General features: G+C 56.2%; 21 protein-coding genes. 5 read left to right on the top strand and 16 right to left on the bottom strand.

Translation table 11 applies throughout. The features are described 5' to 3' along the window. Positions 1–81: 81 nt before the first annotated feature. Complete coding sequence (locus GZ093_RS12075) at positions 82–1,077, top strand: quinone oxidoreductase (RefSeq protein WP_296486207.1); 996 nt, start codon at positions 82–84, stop codon at positions 1,075–1,077. 91 nt (positions 1,078–1,168) lie between these two features. Here GZ093_RS12075 and lspA read toward each other — a convergent pair whose 3' ends face one another. The 3 genes from lspA to GZ093_RS12060 are packed head-to-tail and all read right to left on the bottom strand — an operon-like array spanning position 1,169 to position 5,599. Then, entirely contained in the window at positions 1,169–1,678 is a 510-nt protein-coding gene (gene lspA / locus GZ093_RS12070; RefSeq protein ID WP_296486205.1) for a signal peptidase II, read from the bottom strand. Then, positions 1,678–4,623 (bottom strand): isoleucine--tRNA ligase, encoded by a 2,946-nt coding sequence (gene ileS / locus GZ093_RS12065; RefSeq protein WP_296486204.1) that lies wholly within the window; start codon positions 4,621–4,623, stop codon positions 1,678–1,680. The genes lspA and ileS overlap by 1 nt, the downstream gene beginning before the upstream one ends. Positions 4,624–4,630: 7 nt before the next feature. Continuing rightward, positions 4,631–5,599: a bifunctional riboflavin kinase/FAD synthetase gene (locus GZ093_RS12060; RefSeq protein ID WP_296486202.1), complete on the bottom strand. Its 969-nt coding sequence runs from the start codon at positions 5,597–5,599 to the stop codon at positions 4,631–4,633. 164 nt (positions 5,600–5,763) lie between these two features. On the opposite strand from GZ093_RS12060, the gene GZ093_RS12055 reads away from it, so the two are divergent. Together GZ093_RS12055 and GZ093_RS12050 are read left to right on the top strand one after the other, a co-directional pair. Then, positions 5,764–6,321 carry an HNH endonuclease gene (locus GZ093_RS12055; RefSeq protein ID WP_296486200.1) on the top strand — a complete coding sequence of 186 codons (558 nt, stop codon included), beginning with the start codon at positions 5,764–5,766 and terminating at the stop codon, positions 6,319–6,321. A gap of 78 nt (positions 6,322–6,399) precedes the next feature. After that, positions 6,400–7,302, top strand: a complete 903-nt coding sequence (locus tag GZ093_RS12050; RefSeq protein ID WP_296486198.1) for a DNA ligase — start codon at positions 6,400–6,402, stop codon at positions 7,300–7,302. 110 nt (positions 7,303–7,412) lie between these two features. On the opposite strand, the gene GZ093_RS12045 is transcribed toward GZ093_RS12050, so the two are convergent. The 11 genes from GZ093_RS12045 to GZ093_RS20850 all read right to left on the bottom strand — a co-directional run bounded on the left by GZ093_RS12045 (position 7,413) and on the right by GZ093_RS20850 (position 15,593). After that, complete coding sequence (locus GZ093_RS12045) at positions 7,413–7,622, bottom strand: dodecin family protein (protein ID WP_296486196.1); 210 nt, start codon at positions 7,620–7,622, stop codon at positions 7,413–7,415. Between the two features lie 213 nt (positions 7,623–7,835). Beyond that, a complete protein-coding gene (locus tag GZ093_RS12040) occupies positions 7,836–8,042 on the bottom strand; it encodes a hypothetical protein (RefSeq protein WP_296486194.1) in 207 nt (68 codons plus the stop codon). Between the two features lie 1,240 nt (positions 8,043–9,282). Further along, positions 9,283–10,248 (bottom strand): membrane dipeptidase, encoded by a 966-nt coding sequence (locus GZ093_RS12035; protein ID WP_296486192.1) that lies wholly within the window; start codon positions 10,246–10,248, stop codon positions 9,283–9,285. Positions 10,249–10,404: 156 nt separating this feature from the next. Continuing rightward, a complete protein-coding gene (gnd, locus tag GZ093_RS12030) occupies positions 10,405–11,859 on the bottom strand; it encodes a decarboxylating NADP(+)-dependent phosphogluconate dehydrogenase (protein ID WP_296486189.1) in 1,455 nt (484 codons plus the stop codon). A 34-nt stretch (positions 11,860–11,893) separates the two neighbouring features. Continuing rightward, positions 11,894–12,097, bottom strand: a complete 204-nt coding sequence (locus tag GZ093_RS12025; RefSeq protein ID WP_296486188.1) for a hypothetical protein — start codon at positions 12,095–12,097, stop codon at positions 11,894–11,896. Between the two features lie 5 nt (positions 12,098–12,102). Continuing rightward, positions 12,103–12,414 (bottom strand): DUF5710 domain-containing protein, encoded by a 312-nt coding sequence (locus GZ093_RS20855; RefSeq protein ID WP_363260683.1) that lies wholly within the window; start codon positions 12,412–12,414, stop codon positions 12,103–12,105. 199 nt (positions 12,415–12,613) lie between these two features. Continuing rightward, positions 12,614–13,351 carry a sulfite exporter TauE/SafE family protein gene (locus GZ093_RS12020; RefSeq protein WP_296486222.1) on the bottom strand — a complete coding sequence of 246 codons (738 nt, stop codon included), beginning with the start codon at positions 13,349–13,351 and terminating at the stop codon, positions 12,614–12,616. 175 nt (positions 13,352–13,526) lie between these two features. Then, complete coding sequence (locus GZ093_RS12015) at positions 13,527–13,850, bottom strand: hypothetical protein (RefSeq protein ID WP_296486186.1); 324 nt, start codon at positions 13,848–13,850, stop codon at positions 13,527–13,529. A 144-nt stretch (positions 13,851–13,994) separates the two neighbouring features. Further along, complete coding sequence (locus GZ093_RS12010) at positions 13,995–15,032, bottom strand: acyl-CoA thioesterase II (RefSeq protein WP_296486185.1); 1,038 nt, start codon at positions 15,030–15,032, stop codon at positions 13,995–13,997. Positions 15,033–15,048: 16 nt separating this feature from the next. Further along, positions 15,049–15,276, bottom strand: a complete 228-nt coding sequence (locus tag GZ093_RS12005; RefSeq protein WP_296486183.1) for a hypothetical protein — start codon at positions 15,274–15,276, stop codon at positions 15,049–15,051. Positions 15,277–15,281: 5 nt separating this feature from the next. Beyond that, complete coding sequence (locus GZ093_RS20850; RefSeq protein ID WP_363260680.1) at positions 15,282–15,593, bottom strand: DUF5710 domain-containing protein; 312 nt, start codon at positions 15,591–15,593, stop codon at positions 15,282–15,284. A gap of 103 nt (positions 15,594–15,696) precedes the next feature. On the opposite strand from GZ093_RS20850, the gene GZ093_RS12000 reads away from it, so the two are divergent. Beyond that, complete coding sequence (locus GZ093_RS12000) at positions 15,697–16,185, top strand: nuclear transport factor 2 family protein (RefSeq protein WP_296486182.1); 489 nt, start codon at positions 15,697–15,699, stop codon at positions 16,183–16,185. A gap of 141 nt (positions 16,186–16,326) precedes the next feature. Here the strand turns inward: GZ093_RS12000 and GZ093_RS11995 are convergent, their stop codons facing one another. Beyond that, positions 16,327–16,788: a cytochrome c gene (locus GZ093_RS11995; protein WP_296486181.1), complete on the bottom strand. Its 462-nt coding sequence runs from the start codon at positions 16,786–16,788 to the stop codon at positions 16,327–16,329. 91 nt (positions 16,789–16,879) lie between these two features. On the opposite strand from GZ093_RS11995, the gene GZ093_RS11990 reads away from it, so the two are divergent. Further along, positions 16,880–17,158: an acylphosphatase gene (locus GZ093_RS11990; RefSeq protein WP_296486179.1), complete on the top strand. Its 279-nt coding sequence runs from the start codon at positions 16,880–16,882 to the stop codon at positions 17,156–17,158. A 299-nt stretch (positions 17,159–17,457) separates the two neighbouring features. On the opposite strand, the gene GZ093_RS11985 is transcribed toward GZ093_RS11990, so the two are convergent. Next, entirely contained in the window at positions 17,458–17,652 is a 195-nt protein-coding gene (locus GZ093_RS11985; RefSeq protein ID WP_296486177.1) for a PLDc N-terminal domain-containing protein, read from the bottom strand. Positions 17,653–17,965: the final 313 nt, after the last annotated feature.

Here is a 17,965-nt window from a genome sequence, read left to right as displayed (position 1 = left end):
ATTCAGGGTCGGTGCCCTGTCAGCCAGTCAGCATCACTTCATGGCAATATGTGGCCTCGCTGCAACTTCAGGAAACCCATCATGAGCCTCTATTCTTCCCGCGCCATTGCGATTGACCAACACGGCGGCCCCGAGCAGCTCAATTTGGTGAACGTCACGGTGGGCGAGCCCGGCCCCGGCGAAATCCGCATCCGCCATCACGCAGTCGGCCTGAACTTCATTGACGTTTACCAGCGCAGCGGCCTGTACGCCATGCCCATGCCGCTGCAGCTGGGCATGGAAGCGGCCGGCGTGGTGGAGGCCGTGGGGGCGGGTGTGACGCACCTGCAGGTGGGCGACCGCGCGGCCTACGCGTCGCAACCCCCGGGAAGCTACTGCGACCTGCGGGTCATGCCGGCCAAGTGCGTGTGCCAGCTGCCCGATGCTGTTTCTTTTGACACCGGCGCCGCCATGATGCTTAAGGGCTTGACGGCGCAGTACCTGCTCAAGCGCACCCAGCCGCAGGGCGGCCTGCAGGCGGGTGACTTCGTGCTGTTTCATGCGGCGGCCGGTGGCGTCGGCCTGATCGCTTGCCAGTGGGCCAAAGCCATGGGCTTGCAGCTGATCGGCACGGCGGGGTCGGATGCCAAATGCGCGCTGGCCAAGGCGCACGGGGCCACGCATGTCATCAACTACGCGACTGAAGATTTCTTGGCCAGGGTGAAAGAGATTACTGCGGGCCAAGGCGTCAAGGTGGTGTACGACTCGGTCGGCAAAGACACCTGGGACAAGTCGCTCGACTGTCTGGCGCCGTTCGGCTTGATGGCCAGCTTTGGCAATGCCTCGGGTCCGGTGGCGCCGTTTTCGCCGGGCATTCTGGGTCCCAAGGGTTCGTTGTACGTGACGCGCCAGACCTTGTTCACCCACATTGCCACGCGGGAAAGCACGCAGGCCATGGCCGATGATCTGTTCGCCGCCGTGACCAGCGGCCAGGTCAGCATCCGCATCGACCAGCGTTACAAATTGGAAGACGTGCAGCAGGCTCACCGCGATCTGGAAGCGCGCAAGACCACCGGTTGCACCATCTTGACGCTTTGATGCATTTTTTAAGTCAAATAGGTCGCTAGCCCCCGTCTAATAAGCGTTAGCTGCTATCAAAATAGAGCTATAAGGCGCTGTGCGACGCAGATCAGCGCCCGCGTCGCACGCGCAGCAACTCGTCCAGAATCAGGCAGGCCGCACCCACGGTGATGGCGCTGTCGGCCACGTTGAACGCCGGGAAATGCCAGGTTTTCCAGTGAAAGTCCAGAAAGTCCACCACGTAGCCATAGAGCACGCGGTCGATCACGTTGCCCAGGGTGCCACCCAGAATGCAGGCCATGGAAAATGCAAACAGCTTTTGTCCGGAATGCGACTTGAGCAACCACAAAATCAGGGTGGCTGCCAGCACGCCGACGACGGTAAAAAACCAGCGCTGCCAACCCGACGCACCGGCCAGAAACGAGAACGCCGCGCCGCTGTTATGCGCCCGCACCACATTGAAGAAGCTGGTGACGTAGGTGCTGTCACCCAGCTGGTAGAAGCCGACGATCATGACCTTGGTGAACTGGTCGGCCATCAGGATGATGGTGGCCAGGCCCAGCCACTGCAGCATGCCCGCAGAACTGGTGGAGCCCGCCGAGAAGGTGCGGCGCGCCATCAGGCAAACGCCCGGTCTTCACCGGCGCCATACAGGTTGCTGATGCAGCGGCCACAGAGCGTGGGGTGGGTGCTGTCATGGCCAATGTCGTCAACGTAATGCCAGCAGCGCTCACACTTTATGTCATTTGAGGGTCTAGCCCTTATGGATAGGGCGTCACCAGCTATTAATTCAATAGCGGACGTAATGAAGACGAATTTCAGGTCGCCGCCCAGGCTGGCGAGCAGCGCGTAATCGTCACCGTCAACGGTGAGCGCCACGTTGGCCTGCAGCGAGGAGCCGACCTGGCCCTCCGTGCGCAGGGTCTCTATCTCTTTGTTCACGGCATCGCGCAGTTCGCGGATGCGCGCCCATTTGGCCAATAAGCCAGTGTCGGGCGCCTCAAATGCCACGCAGCCGTCCATGAAGATCGATTCTTTCGTCGTCGCAGGCGTCTTGCCCGCCGCACCCAACACCGCCCACGCTTCTTCCGCCGTGAAGCTCAGGAACGGCGCCATCCAGCGCAGCATGGCTTGCGTGATCTGCCACAGCGCGGTCTGCGCGCTGCGCCGGGCCAAGGACTTGGGCGCGGTGGTGTACAGGCGGTCTTTCAGTACGTCGAGGTAGAACGAGCCCAGGTCTTCCGAGCAATAAATCTGCAGCTTGGCCACAACCGGGTGGAATTCGTAGACCTCGTAATGCGCCAGGATGTCGGCCTGCAACTGGGCGGCGCGGGAGAGGGCGTAGCGGTCAATTTCCAGCATCTGGGCCAAGGGAACGGTATTGACCACCGGGTCAAAGTCTTGGGTGTTGGCCAGCAAGAATTTGAGTGTGTTGCGGATGCGGCGGTAGGTGTCGACCACGCGCGCCAGAATTTTGTCGTCCCCGGCAATGTCGCCCGAGTAGTCGCTGGCGGCGACCCACAGGCGGATGATTTCGGCGCCGAGCTTCTTCGACGTTTCTTGCGGATCGACGCCGTTGCCGGCGCTCTTGCTCATCTTGTGGCCCTTGCTGTCGACCGTGAAGCCGTGCGTCAGGATGCCCTTGTAGGGCGCGCGCCCGTACATGGCGCAAGCGGTCAGCAGGCTGGAATGGAACCAGCCGCGGTGCTGGTCGTGCCCCTCCAGGTACAAGTCCGTTTCCGGACCGTCCGGGTGACCGCTGCCAGGGTGAGAGCCCTTGAGCACGGTGGTGTGGGTGGTGCCGGAGTCAAACCAGACTTCCAGAATGTCGCTGCTTTTGGTGTAGTCGGGTGCATCACCGGCGCAGCCCACATGGCCCAGGATTTCCTCGGTGCTGGCCTTGCTCCAGGCCTCGATGCCGCCTTGTTCCACCATGCTGGCGGCAATGTCCAGAATGTCCATGGTGCGCGGGTGCAACTCGCCGCTGTCTTTGTGCAAGAAGAAGGGCAGCGGCACGCCCCAGCTGCGCTGGCGGGAGATGCACCAGTCGGGCCGACCGGCGATCATGTCGCGCAGGCGGGTCTTGCCGTTTTCGGGATAGAACGCGGTTTGCTCGATGGCGTCCAGCGCCAGTTGGCGCAGGGTTTTGGGTGCCTTGTCCTTGGTGAACACGCCAACGCCCTCGTCCATGCGAATGAACCATTGGGCGGCGGCGCGGTAGATCACCGGCGTCTTGTGCCGCCAGCAATGCGGGTAACTGTGCACGATGTTCTCGGTGGCGAACAGGCGACCGGCATCACGCAGCGCATCGATGATGACCGGGCAGGCTTTCCAGATGTGCTGGTTGCCAAACAGGGGCAGCTCGGGCGCATAGACGCCGTTGCCCTGCACCGGGTTCAGGATGTCGTCATAGGCCATGCCGTGCGCCACGCAACTGTTGAAATCCTCGACCCCGTAGGCGGGCGAGGAGTGCACCATGCCGGTGCCGTCAGTCTCTCCCACATATGCAGCCAAATAAATCGGACTCTTCCGGTTGTAACCCTCATCAACTCGTGCCAATGGGTGTTCAAACTCTAGCCCGGCCAAGCTGGAGCCCCAAGTGTTTGCGATAACTGTGCCTTCTAGCGCGAAGCGCAGTAGGCACTGCTCCACAAGACTCTTGGCTATAACCAAAAGACCTCTTGTCGTGTCTACAAGCGAATAGATGATGTTCGGATGAACATTGAGGGCTTGGTTCGCAGGAATGGTCCAGGCGGTGGTAGTCCAGATGATCGCGAAAGCATCTTTTTGTCGTGCTTCATGACCAATGCGCGGTGAACCGAGGTCGTTAAGTTCCGGCTGGCCAAGTGGCTGACCTTTGTCATCAGTTGGTTTTTCGAATGCTTTGAGAAGTAGTGCTTTATCCGCACATAAAAAGCCCACATCCAAGGTCTGCGACTTCTTGTCGGCGTATTCGATCTCGAATTCGGCCAGGCTGGAGCCGCAGTCAAAGCACCAGTACACAGGCTTCAAACCCCGGTAAACAAAGCCGCGCTCGATGACGCGCTTGAAAGCGCGGATTTCATCGGCTTCGTTTTTGAAGTCCATGGTGCGGTAGGGGTGGTCCCAGTCGCCCAAGACGCCCAGGCGTTTGAAGTCCTCGCGCTGCAGGTCGATTTGTTCGGTGGCATAGGCGCGGCTCTTGGCCTGCATGTCGTCGCGCGCGAGCTTGCGGCCAAATTTCTTTTCGATCGCGTTCTCGATCGGCAGGCCGTGGCAGTCCCAGCCCGGGATGTAAGCCGCGTCCATGCCCTGCAACTGGCGCGCCTTGACGATCATGTCTTTCAGAATCTTGTTGACCGCGTGGCCCATGTGGATCTGGCCGTTGGCGTAAGGCGGGCCGTCGTGCAGCACAAATTTGGGCGCGCCGCAGCGGGCCGCGCGCAGCTTCTGGTAGATGCCTTGGTCTTCCCATTGCTTGACCCAGACCGGCTCGCGCTTGGGCAGGTCGCCGCGCATCGGGAACGGGGTGTCGGGCAGGTTCAGGGTGCTGCGGTAATCGGGCTTGGGGGTGTTGGTGGTCATGGTGGCGCTATTTTGAAAAGTACGCTCGCGCATCAAGGCAATCCTGTCGGATGCCGGCGGTGAGGGCGTCCAGAGAGTCGTACTTCAGCTCGTCGTGCAGTTTATGGAGAAGTTCTACCCGGATAATTTTACCGTAGGCCCCCTCGGGGCCCAGGGCGTCGGGCCAGTCCAGGCAATGGGTTTCCAGCAGCACCCGGCCCCCATTCACATCGCGCGGGTCCAGTGACGGGCGAATGCCCATGTTCGCCACGCCCGCCAGCGGCGCCGGGCTCAGGCCATGCACGAGCACCACAAAAATGCCGCTGGCGGCGGGTTTCCAGTGGGCAAAGCGCAGGTTCAGGGTCTTGAAGCCCAAATCCCGCCCGAGTTTGCGGCCATGCACCACATGGCCCGAGATGCGGTAGGGGCGACCCAGCAGGCGCGCCACATCCGGCAAGCGGCCTTGGCCGAGCGCGTCGCGCACCGCCGAACTCGACACCCGCAGGCCATGCACCTCGTAGCTGTTCATGCGCGCTACGTCGAAGCCTTGGGCCATGCCGGCGGCATCGAGCAAGGCGTAGTCGCCAAGCCGCTTGGCGCCAAAGCGGAAATCATCACCCACCAAGACATATTTCGCACCCAGTCCCTGGACTAGCACCTCGTCGATGAAGGCCTGCGGCGACAGCGCTGCCAGGCGCGCGTCAAAGGGGAGGATCACAGTCTGGTCGACCCCGCTCAAGGCCAGGTCGGCCAGCTTGTCGCGCAGGGTGCCGATGCGCGCTGGCGCCAATTCAGGCTTATGGCTGGCCGCGGCAAAGTAGTCGCGCGGATGGGGCTCGAATGTCATGGCGCAGCTGGGCACGCCGCGTTGCTGGGCCTCGCCTTTGAGCAGCGCCAGCATGGCCTGGTGGCCCCGGTGGACGCCGTCAAAATTGCCGATCGTCAGGGCGCAGGACTGGGCCACGTCGGGATGGTGAAAACCGCGGAAAACCTTCATTGGGTGTTATTATTTTGATAGCAGTGTACGCAGATCACTCAAGCGCTGACAGCCAATTTGACACATAAAGAGGGTATATTGTGTCTTAGCGGCGCCGAAGAGCTTCTTTGCGCTGCCAGAGACAGTTGCATTTCGTGTCAATGGGTTTATCCAGGAGGCGTGTTTTGAAGGTCTTGAAGTTGTCAGCCCAAGGGCTGCCCCAATCGTGGATTTCGCTGGAGCAGGCGGTGATTCATTACGCCGCCGCCGAGGTGCGCTGGGAGATGGGCGCGCAAGTGGCCGTGTTTCATGGTGGCCACAACGCGCTGACCGGCGCGCAGTCCATCATCATGGTCAACAGCATCATTGGCACCAAGGGCGTGGCCAGCATCAATCCATTCCGCCTCAAGCCGGGCCTGACCAACGCCAAGTTATTCGTGCGAGACCGCCAGCTCTGCGCCTATTGTGGTGAACAGTTTGACGAAGAAGCGCTGACGCGCGAGCACATCATCCCGTTCGCGCAGAACGGCATTGACACGTGGATGAATGTGGTCACCGCGTGCCGGCCCTGCAACCACCGCAAGAGCCACCGCACGCCGGAGCAGGCGGGTATGCCACTGCTGTACGCGCCCTATGTGCCCAGCCTGTGGGAGGATTTCATTCTGCGCAACCGTCGCATTCTGGCCGATCAGATGGAATTCTTGATGGCACATGTGCCCAAATCGTCCCGGCTGCTGGCTTGACGCCTTGGCCGGTCGTCGGTTGTGTATCTTGGGCCTTGCATTTTGTCGATCAGGCCTGAGCCTGACAGGGAGGAATACATGAGCTTTCAACGAGTCAATTGGCGTGTGGCGCCCTTGAGCCTGATTCTGGGCGGCACGTGCTTGACTGGTGCGGTGGCGGCAACGCTTGACCCGCCTGCGGTGCCTAAGTCGGCGGCACCTGCCAGCGCGCAGCCTCTGCTCATGCACGCCAAATGGTGGCAAGCCGGGCAGAACCCCAGCGCTTTTCTTGTCAGTGAAAAGCTGGATGGCGTGCGGGCCTACTGGGACGGCCAAAGTCTGCGTTTTCGCAGTGGGCGTTTGATCGCGGCACCGCACTGGTTTACGGCCAGCCTGCCCAAAGCCGCGTTGGACGGTGAGTTGTGGCTGGGGCGAGGCCGCTTTGATGAGCTTTCCGGCATCGTGCGCCATAGCACGCCGGTCGATGCGGATTGGCGCGCGGTGCGCTACATGATTTTTGACTTGCCCGGCGCCGCCGACGCTTTTGCCGAGCGCGCCCAGCACATCAATGAGGTGGTGGTGCAGGCGCGCCAGCCCTGGCTGCAGGCGGTGGCCCAGCAACGCGTGCCGGATGTTGCCGCGCTGCAGGCCTTGCTCAAGCTGACGGTGCACGATGGTGGCGAAGGACTGGTCCTGCACCGCGCCAATGCCCTATGGTCAACAGGGCGCGGCGATGCGCTGTTGAAACTCAAGCCTTTGCCCGACGAAGAGGCGCGCGTCGTGGCGCACTTGCCTGGAAAAGGCCGAAATCTTGGGCACATGGGGGCCTTGCTGCTCGAAATGCCCAGTGGCCAGCGGTTCGCCTTGGGTACCGGCTTCAGCGATGCCCGGCGCGCCGACCCGCCCCCGGTGGGCTCAACAGTGACCTACCGCTACCGTGATCGCACGCCCAAGGGCTTGCCGCGTTTTGCCTCTTTTTCAAGGGTGCGGGCGACGGAGTAGGGGCATGGTAACGCTTGGTCGGCCAAGATATGGGGCCGACGAAACTCAATGGTTATCAGCCACACCCCGCTGCAACAGCGGTCGTGCGGCGCCGACCGTCGGTGCAATTGCTACTTGTCGCCACCGAGTACAAAGGTGACCTGCATGTTCACCCGATAGGCGACGATGCGACCGTCTTCAACAGAAACTTTTTGTTCCTTGATCCACGCACCGCGCACGTTTGAGACGGTATCGCAAGCACGGGCAATGCCTTGGTTAATGGCATCCTCAAAGCTGATCTTGCTGGTGGCGCTGACTTCAATGACTTTTGCGACGCTCATGGGAATACTCCTTATCGAGGGTTAATAAAGCGCCATGCTAGCAATGGCCGTCGCTTTCCGATGTAGGAACGTATCGCCCAACGCTGTAATCCGCGGGCGCATATTCTTCATGTCTTTTGATGGCGACAGAGTACTTTGGCGCAGACTGGTGACTGTCACCCTGCCCGGCATCAGGGTTAAGGCCTTGGGGTCACCAGTTGATGAACTCGGGGGTCAGGAGATAAGGGGGCTCGCCTGGATCAGGTCTATTTTTGCCCTTGCTTGATGCAAGAGTTCGTTAAGTTCCAGAACCAACTCGTAGGGAGCCCCATGCGTTTCGTTGGCGAGTCGTCGTCCCATTTCCTGGACAACTGAGAGCAATTCTGAAATTTCTTCAGCGGTTTCTCGCCTTTCTTGCTCTTGTGATTCATCAATAGGCATAAGCCGAGACCTCCGTTTGTTGACTCATTTCGCTGCCACGGTTGAGTAGCCTAGGGGCGATTGTCCATTTCCGCAAAAGCCCTTAGTGCAACATTCTTTCTTCAATTTCCCAGGCAGTGAGCATATCAGCCAACCCGATTGCCGTCACTCAAACGGCCCCCAGCAACTTGCGGCCAGTCACCCAGTCGGGGAGGGCGCTGCCGCTCGCCGGGAACTCCAGCGTTGGGGGCATCGTTCCAGGCCTTGAGAAACATCAAGCGCGTGCAGCTTGACACGCTGAGAATGCATTGTTCCTTCAAAGAATGGATGTCAATCCGACGTACTGTGGACCAGCTTGAAACATCGAAAGTTTGTTCAGCCTGTGGTGCCACGGTTGAACGAAAACTGTGCCATAAAAATCGCTATGGGGAGTACATCTGCCGCAAATGCCTGGCAGGTGGAATAAGGTTTACACGACGGGGGCAACTGAAGCATTTTGTGAGGTGGGCGCTACCTGTTTTGTTGTTGACTATTGCCATTTCCTGTATAGCTCTTTTGGCGACGTGGCACTGATCGGTGCCGTCGCTTGTCTGGCTGAATCATGGTGCAGAGCGTCTGTGAGCAGTTTGAAGAGTTGCAGAAAGGGCTCGTTCCCATTGAGCCTGGCGTTGAGATGCGTCAACAAAGGGAACCTAGGGAGCCGGACAATTTGACTTTCTTATAAGAGAGTGTGGAAATCCGCCTATTACTTGGACCATCGCGATATGTCGAGAGTTTGTTCAGCCTGTGGCACCAGCGTTGCGCGCGAAGACTGCCACAAAAATCGCTATGGGGAGTACATCTGCCGGGAATGCCAATCCGCCGGAATCAAGTTCGTACGACGGGGACCACCAAGCAACGTGATGAGGCTGGTTATTCAAGTATTCTTGTTTGGCTTGACCGTTGCGAGTCTGGTTTTTTTTGTGACGTGGCAGTTTTTCCTGACTTCAGACTCTTCACCTGTCGTTGGTGGTGGGTACGATGCGGCCATCGACACCAACGTTGGCACATCCCTGAACCGTCCTGCGAAAGCTCAGCGCATCGATAGCCCCAGTGATGCTGTTTCAGAAACCGAGAGGCAAACACCATAGTCGATGTCTGAGCGTCCGCGTGACTACCGCAGGGTCGGTGAATTTCGGCGTGAACACGATGTTCATGGGATCAAGTTTGGTGCTGATTGCAGGAGGAGGAGTGTTCTGGACTTATGCTGCCCCCCTGCGTCTCAACCCCAGACTTGTGCCGCCACGCGCATCATGTTGCCGCCCATCACCAGCGCTGCCTCGGCCGGTGTCATTCCTGTGCTTTGAAGTGCATCGCTGAGAACTTCCCAGCTTTCAATGGGCGGGTAGGCAATACGCAAGAGACCTCGGTCATACCCTGCTGACTTGGGCCACCAATAGTCTGGATTGAACTCGTCCGGCGGCTGGTCATCAAGCCCGTTCTGCAGAAAGCTGATGTCGAGTCCGATACCTGCGTGCTTCACTCCCACCAAATTGGCCACGTAGGCGGCATGTGTTGCTACATCATGTGCACTTGGATTCGCACTGTCGAGGAATATCGATACGCCAGACACGCACACCACGCCACCGCTTGCTGCGCAGGCCCTAATTTGCTCGTCTGTTAAATTGCGCCCGTGTTCCACCAGAGCCATTGGGTTGGCATGACTGAAAATGACTGGTTGGGAAGATGCGTCCATGATATCCAGGCTGCAACGCCGTCCGGTGTGTGAACAATCCATCAGCATTCCGGCGGCGTTGATCGCAGCGACAACCTGATAACCCAGTGGGGTCAGACCCTGCTCGAGATCGTGACAGCCCCCTGCCACTGAGTTGTTGCGGTTATAGGCCAGATGCATTTGCATCACACCCAGACATTTATACAAGGCAACCATTTCCGGTTGCTCAAGCAGTGGCATGGATCCCTCCAGATCAAAGCCGATGGCCAGTTTTCCGCTTGCTGCAGCATCCTCGATGTCCTGCATGCAGTTCGCCAGAACGTAGCGCTGCGGTTGTGCCCGTATAGTGGCACGAAAACCGGCCAGAACGGACATGATCTGTGATACCGGATTCATGTCCATGCCCACGTTTATGGAGACGTAGTTCACACCCGACCGGTGCAGTTGGTCCAATGGAGAGAAATCGGCCTGTGGATGCAAAGGCAAACACGCATGCGCGTCCCAGTGAATCATTAAATTTCCTTCAGGGGGAGCAAGCAAGCCCGGGTGGCGCTCACGATGTACTTGGCAAACAAACATTGACTGTTTGACTGAAATACCAAAACCAATTGAGGCCGCACTGCAGATGAACTATGCGCGTCGACTTGATCTCGTCATCGAATTTGGAAACTACGCTGAATAGACCGTGGATGCTGTTTCGCCGCCCCGGCCGGTCCAGTTGGTATGGAAATACTCTCCACGCGGTTTGTCAATTCGTTCGTATTGATGTGCACCAAAATAATCTCTTTGCGCCTGCAACAGATTGGCGGGAAGGTTTTCGCTTCTGTATCCATCGTAATAGGCTAACGCAGAGGAAAGGGCCGGCGTTGGGATTCCATTCTTTATTGCTTCACCAAGTACATTTCTTAACGACTGTTGAGTTCTAGAGATTGTTTCTTGAAAAAATGGATCAAGCATGAGATTCACAAGATCAGGATTAAAATCAAAAGCTTCCTTTATTTTTCCAAGAAATGCGGAACGAATGATGCACCCGCCTCGCCATATTAATGCTACACTTCCGTAGCTTATTTTCCAACCAAAAGCCTGTGTTGAAGCTCGCATCAACTGATAGCCTTGAGTATAGGAAATAATCTTTGCCGCGTACAAGGATTTTCCAAGTTCATCAATGAACGCTTTTCTGGTGCCAGAGAAGTTTGCCTTTGGACCGGTCAATATTTTTGAAGCCAACACTCTCTCATCTTTCATAGAGGAGAGTACACGGGCAAAGACCGATTCAGTTATGAGTGTGAGTGGGACTGCAACATCGAGTGACGCATTTACCGTCCATTTTCCAGTTCCCTTCTGACCTGCCTTATCCAATATCTTATCGAGCAGCGGCAGACCATCTTCATCCATAACCGTCAGAATGTCTCTGGTGATTTCAATCAAATAACTATTAAGTTCACCTTCGTTCCATTTTTTAAACACATCATGCATTTCAGCAGATGTCATTCCCAATAAGTTCCTCATGATGTCATAGGCTTCACAGATTAGCTGCATGTCGCCGTATTCAATTCCGTTATGAACCATTTTCACGAAATGACCAGATCCTTCTTCCCCAATCCAGTCGCAGCATGGAACATCATCATCAACTTTTGCAGCGATCGCCTGAAAAATTGGTTTTACACTTTCCCATGCGGAGATAGAGCCGCCTGGCATTATTGAAGGTCCCAGCAAAGCGCCTTCTTCGCCGCCAGAGACCCCAGCGCCAACATACAACAGACTTTTGCCTTCAAGCATTTTTGTTCTCCGTGTTGTATCTTGGAAGTGAGAATTTCCACCATCAATAATGATATCTCCTATGTCAAGCAAAGGAATCAACGTTTCAATGATCTCATCGACGGATTTTCCGGCCGGCACCATCAGCATTATTTTCCGCGGAAGGTCCAGGGAAACGACCAGTTCCTTAATTGAATAACATCCTTGTATATTCCTTCCTTGGCCTCTGCCAGAAATAAATCGCTCAACCTTGCCTTCCATAATATCAAACAATGAAACTCTGAATCCTTTTCCTTCCATGTTGAGGACAAGGTTTTCCCCCATCATTCCCGCGCCGATTAATCCTATTTGAGACTGCATGTTCATTTTCCTGAGTGTTTGATGTGTCGTACGGGAGTATTTATGTTTTCGCTGGAGCCACTAAAAAGTTCGGTGCATACCGTGCAGAATGAAACTGCTTGCCAGTGAAAGTCTTGATGCTGATCTCGTTTCGACATTTGCTGCACCAGACATTGGAAAGCAACAGTTGCTTGGCGACGTCGGGCACCGTGGCCCACAGTTTTGCGGGAGGGGCGGTGAAATTCGAAATGGATGCAACGTTCATGGAAATTACGCAGTAGCCGCGTGCTGGCAATCTTCCCGAGGCAGAACATTGCATCCGCAGTGCGGCACTTCAGTGGCGGCACCGGTGGTGGGTCCCTTGAACTGATTGATTGGAGCCTTTGATGTGCTCTTCGTGGGCCGTGGTGTCCCACCCGTCGAGTCTTCCGTGGCCGCTGCCACGTTTGGAATCCACCGCAAGAACGGCGTGAAGTCTGCCACGTCGACGATGTACCAAATCTTCTTGGTGGCGTCCCAACGGGCTCCCAGTGCCTTGACGGCATCTTTCTCAGCGAACGGCGTTACCAGATTGATTCTCATACTGCGAATTATCGATGCGACCGCATGCCGAAGCGGCAGGCAGGCTGTCCTTTAGAGCCAGTTCCAAATCGCCAAAAGAATCTGACGCCCTGGCAAAGCAGTAAGAAGGCTCCAGTCGTGCTTGAAATCCGGTGTTTGGCAATAGGTATGCTTCATCGCTGCTCACTCCCGATTGGCTGTTCACGCGGATGACGGATGGTCAGATCGGCTTAACAAACAGCCCGATGGTCAGGCAGATTCCGATGCACACGATCACTATGCGAAGCGTTTTCTCGTTGACCCTATGTAGTGCCCAGGAACCACATAAGCCTCCGACGATGGCCCCAGCACTAAGTGCGAGAGCTTCGGGCCAGTGTACTTGTGGCGAGGTCACAAACAGTGCCACGGCAGATGCATTCATAACTCCGGCCAGGACATTTTTAGTGGCGCCGGCGTTGCGGGTCGGCAGACCTGCCATTGTGAGTGCAGCCATCATTAAAAACCCGATACCACCACCAAAGTATCCGCCATAGATTGCAATCAGAAACTGACTGACGGCGGCACCAAGCGGCCCCAGGTGAACAGTGGTCTCCCGGTCTTTGCGTATAAAGCTGCCCCAAGCGAATACGGCGGTGGCAAATAGCACTAGCCATGGAACAAGGCGTGTGAACACGGTCGAAGGAGTCTTTAGCAGCAGCAGTCCTCCCAGTGCACCGCCAAGGACGCTGACCAAGAGTAGTGCCCAAAATGGCAGCCTGCCCACACTGGTCACCAGCCGCCGACCTGCCAGGCCAGAGGTCACCTGAGCGGGAAATAGCGCCACTGTGGACGTGATGTTGGCGGCCAGTGGCGTCATGCCAGACAAGATCAGTACCGGCAAGGTTATGAACGAACCACCACCTGCCAGAGAATTTTGTAAACCGGCCCAGAATCCGGCAACGACAACGAATGCGATCAGCATGAAGCTCCCATACAGGCGGTACAGTCGTAAAAAAAGAACTGCCGAACCAATGCAGAACTCAATGGTGTGCAGTGAGCCAATGGCGGCAAGAAATAAGCACCCAGGCTTTTGATCTAAATGCTTGACCTTGTTTTGAGTTCTGGCTCCTCGATCTGGCTCGACCTGGGGATGGTCAGACTTTCTTCTTGGCCTTGGCAGGCGCAGCAGGGGCGTTGCTGTCGGCTTCAAGGATGATGTTTGAGCCCGCCTTCAGTACTTCTTCAAACTCAGCCAGTTCCTTCCCAATGGCGGCATATTTCTTGGACCTGGCTCTGTTGTCGATCCATCTAAGTGCAGCCGCTTCCAGGTCTTCTTTGAAATGGGCGAGTGCCGATTCTTTGGCTGTCTTGGTTGCCGTCTTTGATGTGCTGGACCAAAGGTCAATCAGATCTGACAGGCCGTTGTCAAAATCGTCGAACGTCTCAAGGCGTATCCACTGGCCGCGTTTGTCAAACATTTTTTTCTTTCGTTAATTGGTAATTGCATGTGGTTCAGTTTAGCGGGCGATCCGCCAATGCTGAGTGGTCCAAACCATCGGCAAGCCTGCGAGTTGTTATGTGCTGAAAAAACAACTGCCAAAGCCACTTTTGCATGGGAAAAGCTAGCTGCTTTGAACCCGCCTGATGAGACCTTCTTGCGCCACGCAAGCCACTAACTTTCCGTCACGACTAAATATATTTCCGTGATTCAACCCGCGGGCATGACCGGTGCTTGGACTTTCACAGGCGTACAACAGCCAGTCATCGATTTGAAAGTCACGGTAAAACCACATGGCGTGGTCAAGACTTGCGGTAACCATATCCGACTGATAGTAGGTTGCGCCATGTGGTCGTAAGCTGGTACCCAGCAATCCAAAGTCAGACGCGTAAGCCAACAGACATTTTTGCAGTGCATGGTTGTCTGGAACTTGGCCAGCGGCACGAAACCAAACATATTGAGTCGGTGTTGTCTTTTCAGGTTGGTATGGATCGACTGGGTCAACGGGACGCAATTCAATTGCGAGATCGCGAGTGACTTTCCCTGGTGTCTCAGAGGGAATCAGTTCAGGGACGGGGCGGGCGCTACTAACCACGCTTGGCAGGGACTCCGGGGGTGGCACAACTGGCATCTTGATCTGATGCTCAAATCCCGCCTCGGTGGTCTGAAACGATGACGACAGGATGAGTATGGCTTTATTGCCCTGTGATGCAGTGACCCGGCGCACGCTGAAGCTGTTGCCGTCGCGAATGCGATCCACGCTGTAGTGGATGGGAGCAAGAGGGTCGCCGCCGCGGATGAAATAGGCGTGCAGGGAATGTGCATTGCGCTCAACACATGTATTTCCGGCGGCAACCAGAGCTTGCCCGAGTATGTGCCCCCCAAACAGATTGCGGAACCCGAGGTCCAGGCTCTGCCCGATATAGTGATCAGGCTTAACGTACTCAAGCTCAAACAGGCGTAGCAACTCACTCAGGGCGGTACCTTCGGAAAAGGTTTGGATGATGGTGTCTTTTTGCATTTTGGAATTTTCGAGGACTTCAGGAACAAGGCCAATTTGGCGTCCGCCGTTGAAACGTGATTGAAGAATCAATGAGAATTGAAATCGGCAAGCTGGCTGACAGCAATCAGTCTGAAGCTGCCCCACGAAATCCGGCTCCATTTGCCTAGCCCACCGTTCATCCCATCTCAATCACCCTCGCCACATCGCCACGGCACACAGAGCACGACCCCTGCAACACCAAGTCGCCACCCACGACTGTCCCGGTAAAGTCAGTGATGGTGACCTCATGATGGCACTGGACGCACCAGACGTTGGACAGGAGTAGCTTCTTGGCGTGGGCAGGAACAGTGGCCCACAGTTTGGCCGCAGGGCCGGTGAATTTGGGGATGGACTCAAGGCTCATGGGAATCACGCCTTTGCCGTGTGCTGGCAATCTTCCCATGGTAGAACATTGCATCCACAGTGCGGCACTTCAAGGGTCGACCCGGTCGTGGGTCCCTTGAACTGATTGACTGGAGCCTTTGGGGTGCTCTTGGTGGGCCGTGTTGCCCCATCCGTCGAGTCTTCAGTGGCAGTTGCCGAGTTTGGGATCCAACGCAAGAACGGCGTGAGGTCTGCGACGTCAACGATATACCGAAGCTTCTTGGTGGCGTCCCAACGGGCCCCCAAGGCCTTCACGGCATCTTTTTCAGCGAACGGTGTGACCAAGTTGATTCTCATCTGACGAATTATCCATGGTGGCTGCCGGCCCATTGCAGAGCTTGTAGTGTTCGATTCCATTGTGCCGACCTTGACGCAAGTGATTTGAATATTTGCTTCAACCATGAACCACAACGAACAAACCCTGATTCGCTTCTACAGCGCCTTTGCAGCGCTTGATGCCGATACCATGGTCAACTGCTATGCCGAAGATGCGATCTTTGAGGACCCTGCGTTTTCGCTCAATGGGCGGCGCGAAGTGGGTGGCATGTGGCACATGTTGTGTGATGCCACAAAGAGCAAGGGGCGCGAAGACTGGCGACTTGAATTCCGTGACATCCGTGCCGATGACACCGCGGGCCGCGCTCACTGGGAAGCACACTACCGATTCAGCGTTACCAAGCGGGTTGTCCACAACATCATTGATGCCGAATTCACCTTCACGCCAGAAGGCCTGATCGCCACGCACAAGGACTCCTTTGACTTCTGGCGATGGTCACGTCAGGCAATCTGCTTGGGCGGTCTCGTTCTGGGCTGGACCCCTTTCTTTCGCCGGCAGATGCGCAAGCAAACCCGCTTGGCGCTTACCAAGTACCTGGCAAACAAACCTTGACTGTTCGTAGTTCAGCAAGACAAAGACGAAGCCAAACCAGAGAATTCCGATTGGTCACGCCGAGGCCAGGCGTCCTATCTGGGGGCAGCACTTCGCCAAGTGAAATACGAAAAACCAGGCAATCCATGCAGAAAAAATGGCTCAATAATCCTTACGAAATTGGTTGTGGCATGTTTTACAGCTGTATTGAACATCATTGACGGATTTTCGGACAATGTCTAGATTGCCGCCCTCTGCCGCCTTGACGAGCTGGCTCACCGCGGCCTGATAATCTTTCTGTGCTTGTTTGAATTCGATGGGCTGCATCCATACGGCGGGCTTGGCGTGTGTCGGCGGGTAATTGCTGTCCGGGGTGAAATAACCCCAGGGCTGCATCGCCAGCTTTTCCAACGCCAATGCGCTGACGCGGAACTCACTCGGGTTGTAGTCCATGCGATCACGGGCAACCATGCCCATGGGCTCCAGGGTGCGCGTAAATTCCTTAAAAATCGCCCTGCGCTTGGTGACAAGCTGCGCGGGGTGGGTGTCTATTGCCTCATTACAGGCAGTTAGCGCCAGTACGGCAGCAATGGCTACCAGAGAAGATAATTTCAATATTGGCATGAATTTGTTGACTCACTGGAAGATGTCTACCATGTTAGACGCCTTACATTGCAGTAGCATGGCGCCCTTTGCATAGATCACAAAAACAGCAATGGCGGATGTCACGTACCGATTGGTGATTTGCGGGCTCGTTCAGGGCGTTTTTTACCGTGGTTCAATGGTTTCTCAAGCCAACGCCCTGGGTTTGAGGGGCTGGGTGCGAAACCGCCTGGATGGCTCGGTGGAGGCAATGGTGCAGGGAGAGGCCACCGAAGTGAACCGCATGATTGAATGGGCCAGGCGTGGCCCGTCAAATGCCGTCGTCACATCGGTGGACATCTTTCCCCGTGAAGGTGACTTCGTTGGTTTTCAACAGCGCGAATCCACCTGAACACCGCATTCACCCATAGCTCCGTCAGCATCGGTTGATAGGCATATTGGTTCCGCCGACACGGATTTGACCAACTGTGGCAGTGAGGTTGTTGACTACTCAAAAAATCTAGAGCAGAATTTGTTCGTGACCGAGTCTTCATCCTCGGTGAAGGAGCCCGATACATGACAATGGACCACACTTACGCTCACACTTGACTGACGGTATGCCGTCATGACGCTTCCCATACTTGAGGAAGCACCTAGAAGGGCTAGGGTTCGTTATGAGCCCTGCCCTTTTTCATTGGCTTTACCGTACTGCTAGCCTGACCTGCCGGTGCGGGGTCCAAGGAAGTACCACAGCAGCAAACCCAGGACGGGCAGTAACAGTACGGCGACTATCCAAATCAGCTTTTTCTCGTTGGATACCGAGCTTTGAAAAATGTTGAGAATGGCCCAAATGTCCCCGGCGAGCACCAGCACGCCAATGAGTCCGTTGTATCCAAAGTGCGTCATTCCAGGTTCCTTTTGCTTACAGCCCAAGTCGTCAATGCTTGAGCATCAGGCAATGTAGCTTGAATACGTCTGTTGCGCCAAGTTAACCTGGAAGATGCACTTCATTCCTTTATCGGGCCTTTTTTTTGCCTTAGCAGGCACCACCGCCACCACGTGCGCCGCAGGGGCTTTGCCGTCGGCTTCAGCTGCAGCGCCTGAGCTTTCCAGCTCTGGCTGAGGGTAAGCACGCGGCCAACCCATCTTGACCACAGCGCAGTGGCTGTGTCTGGGAATCAAAGAGATTGAATATGCGGCTGGCCGCCAAGGGCCATGT

This window comes from Rhodoferax sp. (genome assembly GCF_010365055.1).
Taxonomy (GTDB): domain Bacteria; phylum Pseudomonadota; class Gammaproteobacteria; order Burkholderiales; family Burkholderiaceae_C; genus Rhodoferax.
Note: the sequence above shows the minus strand (reverse complement) of the source record. Positions and strands in the feature narration are given on the sequence as shown.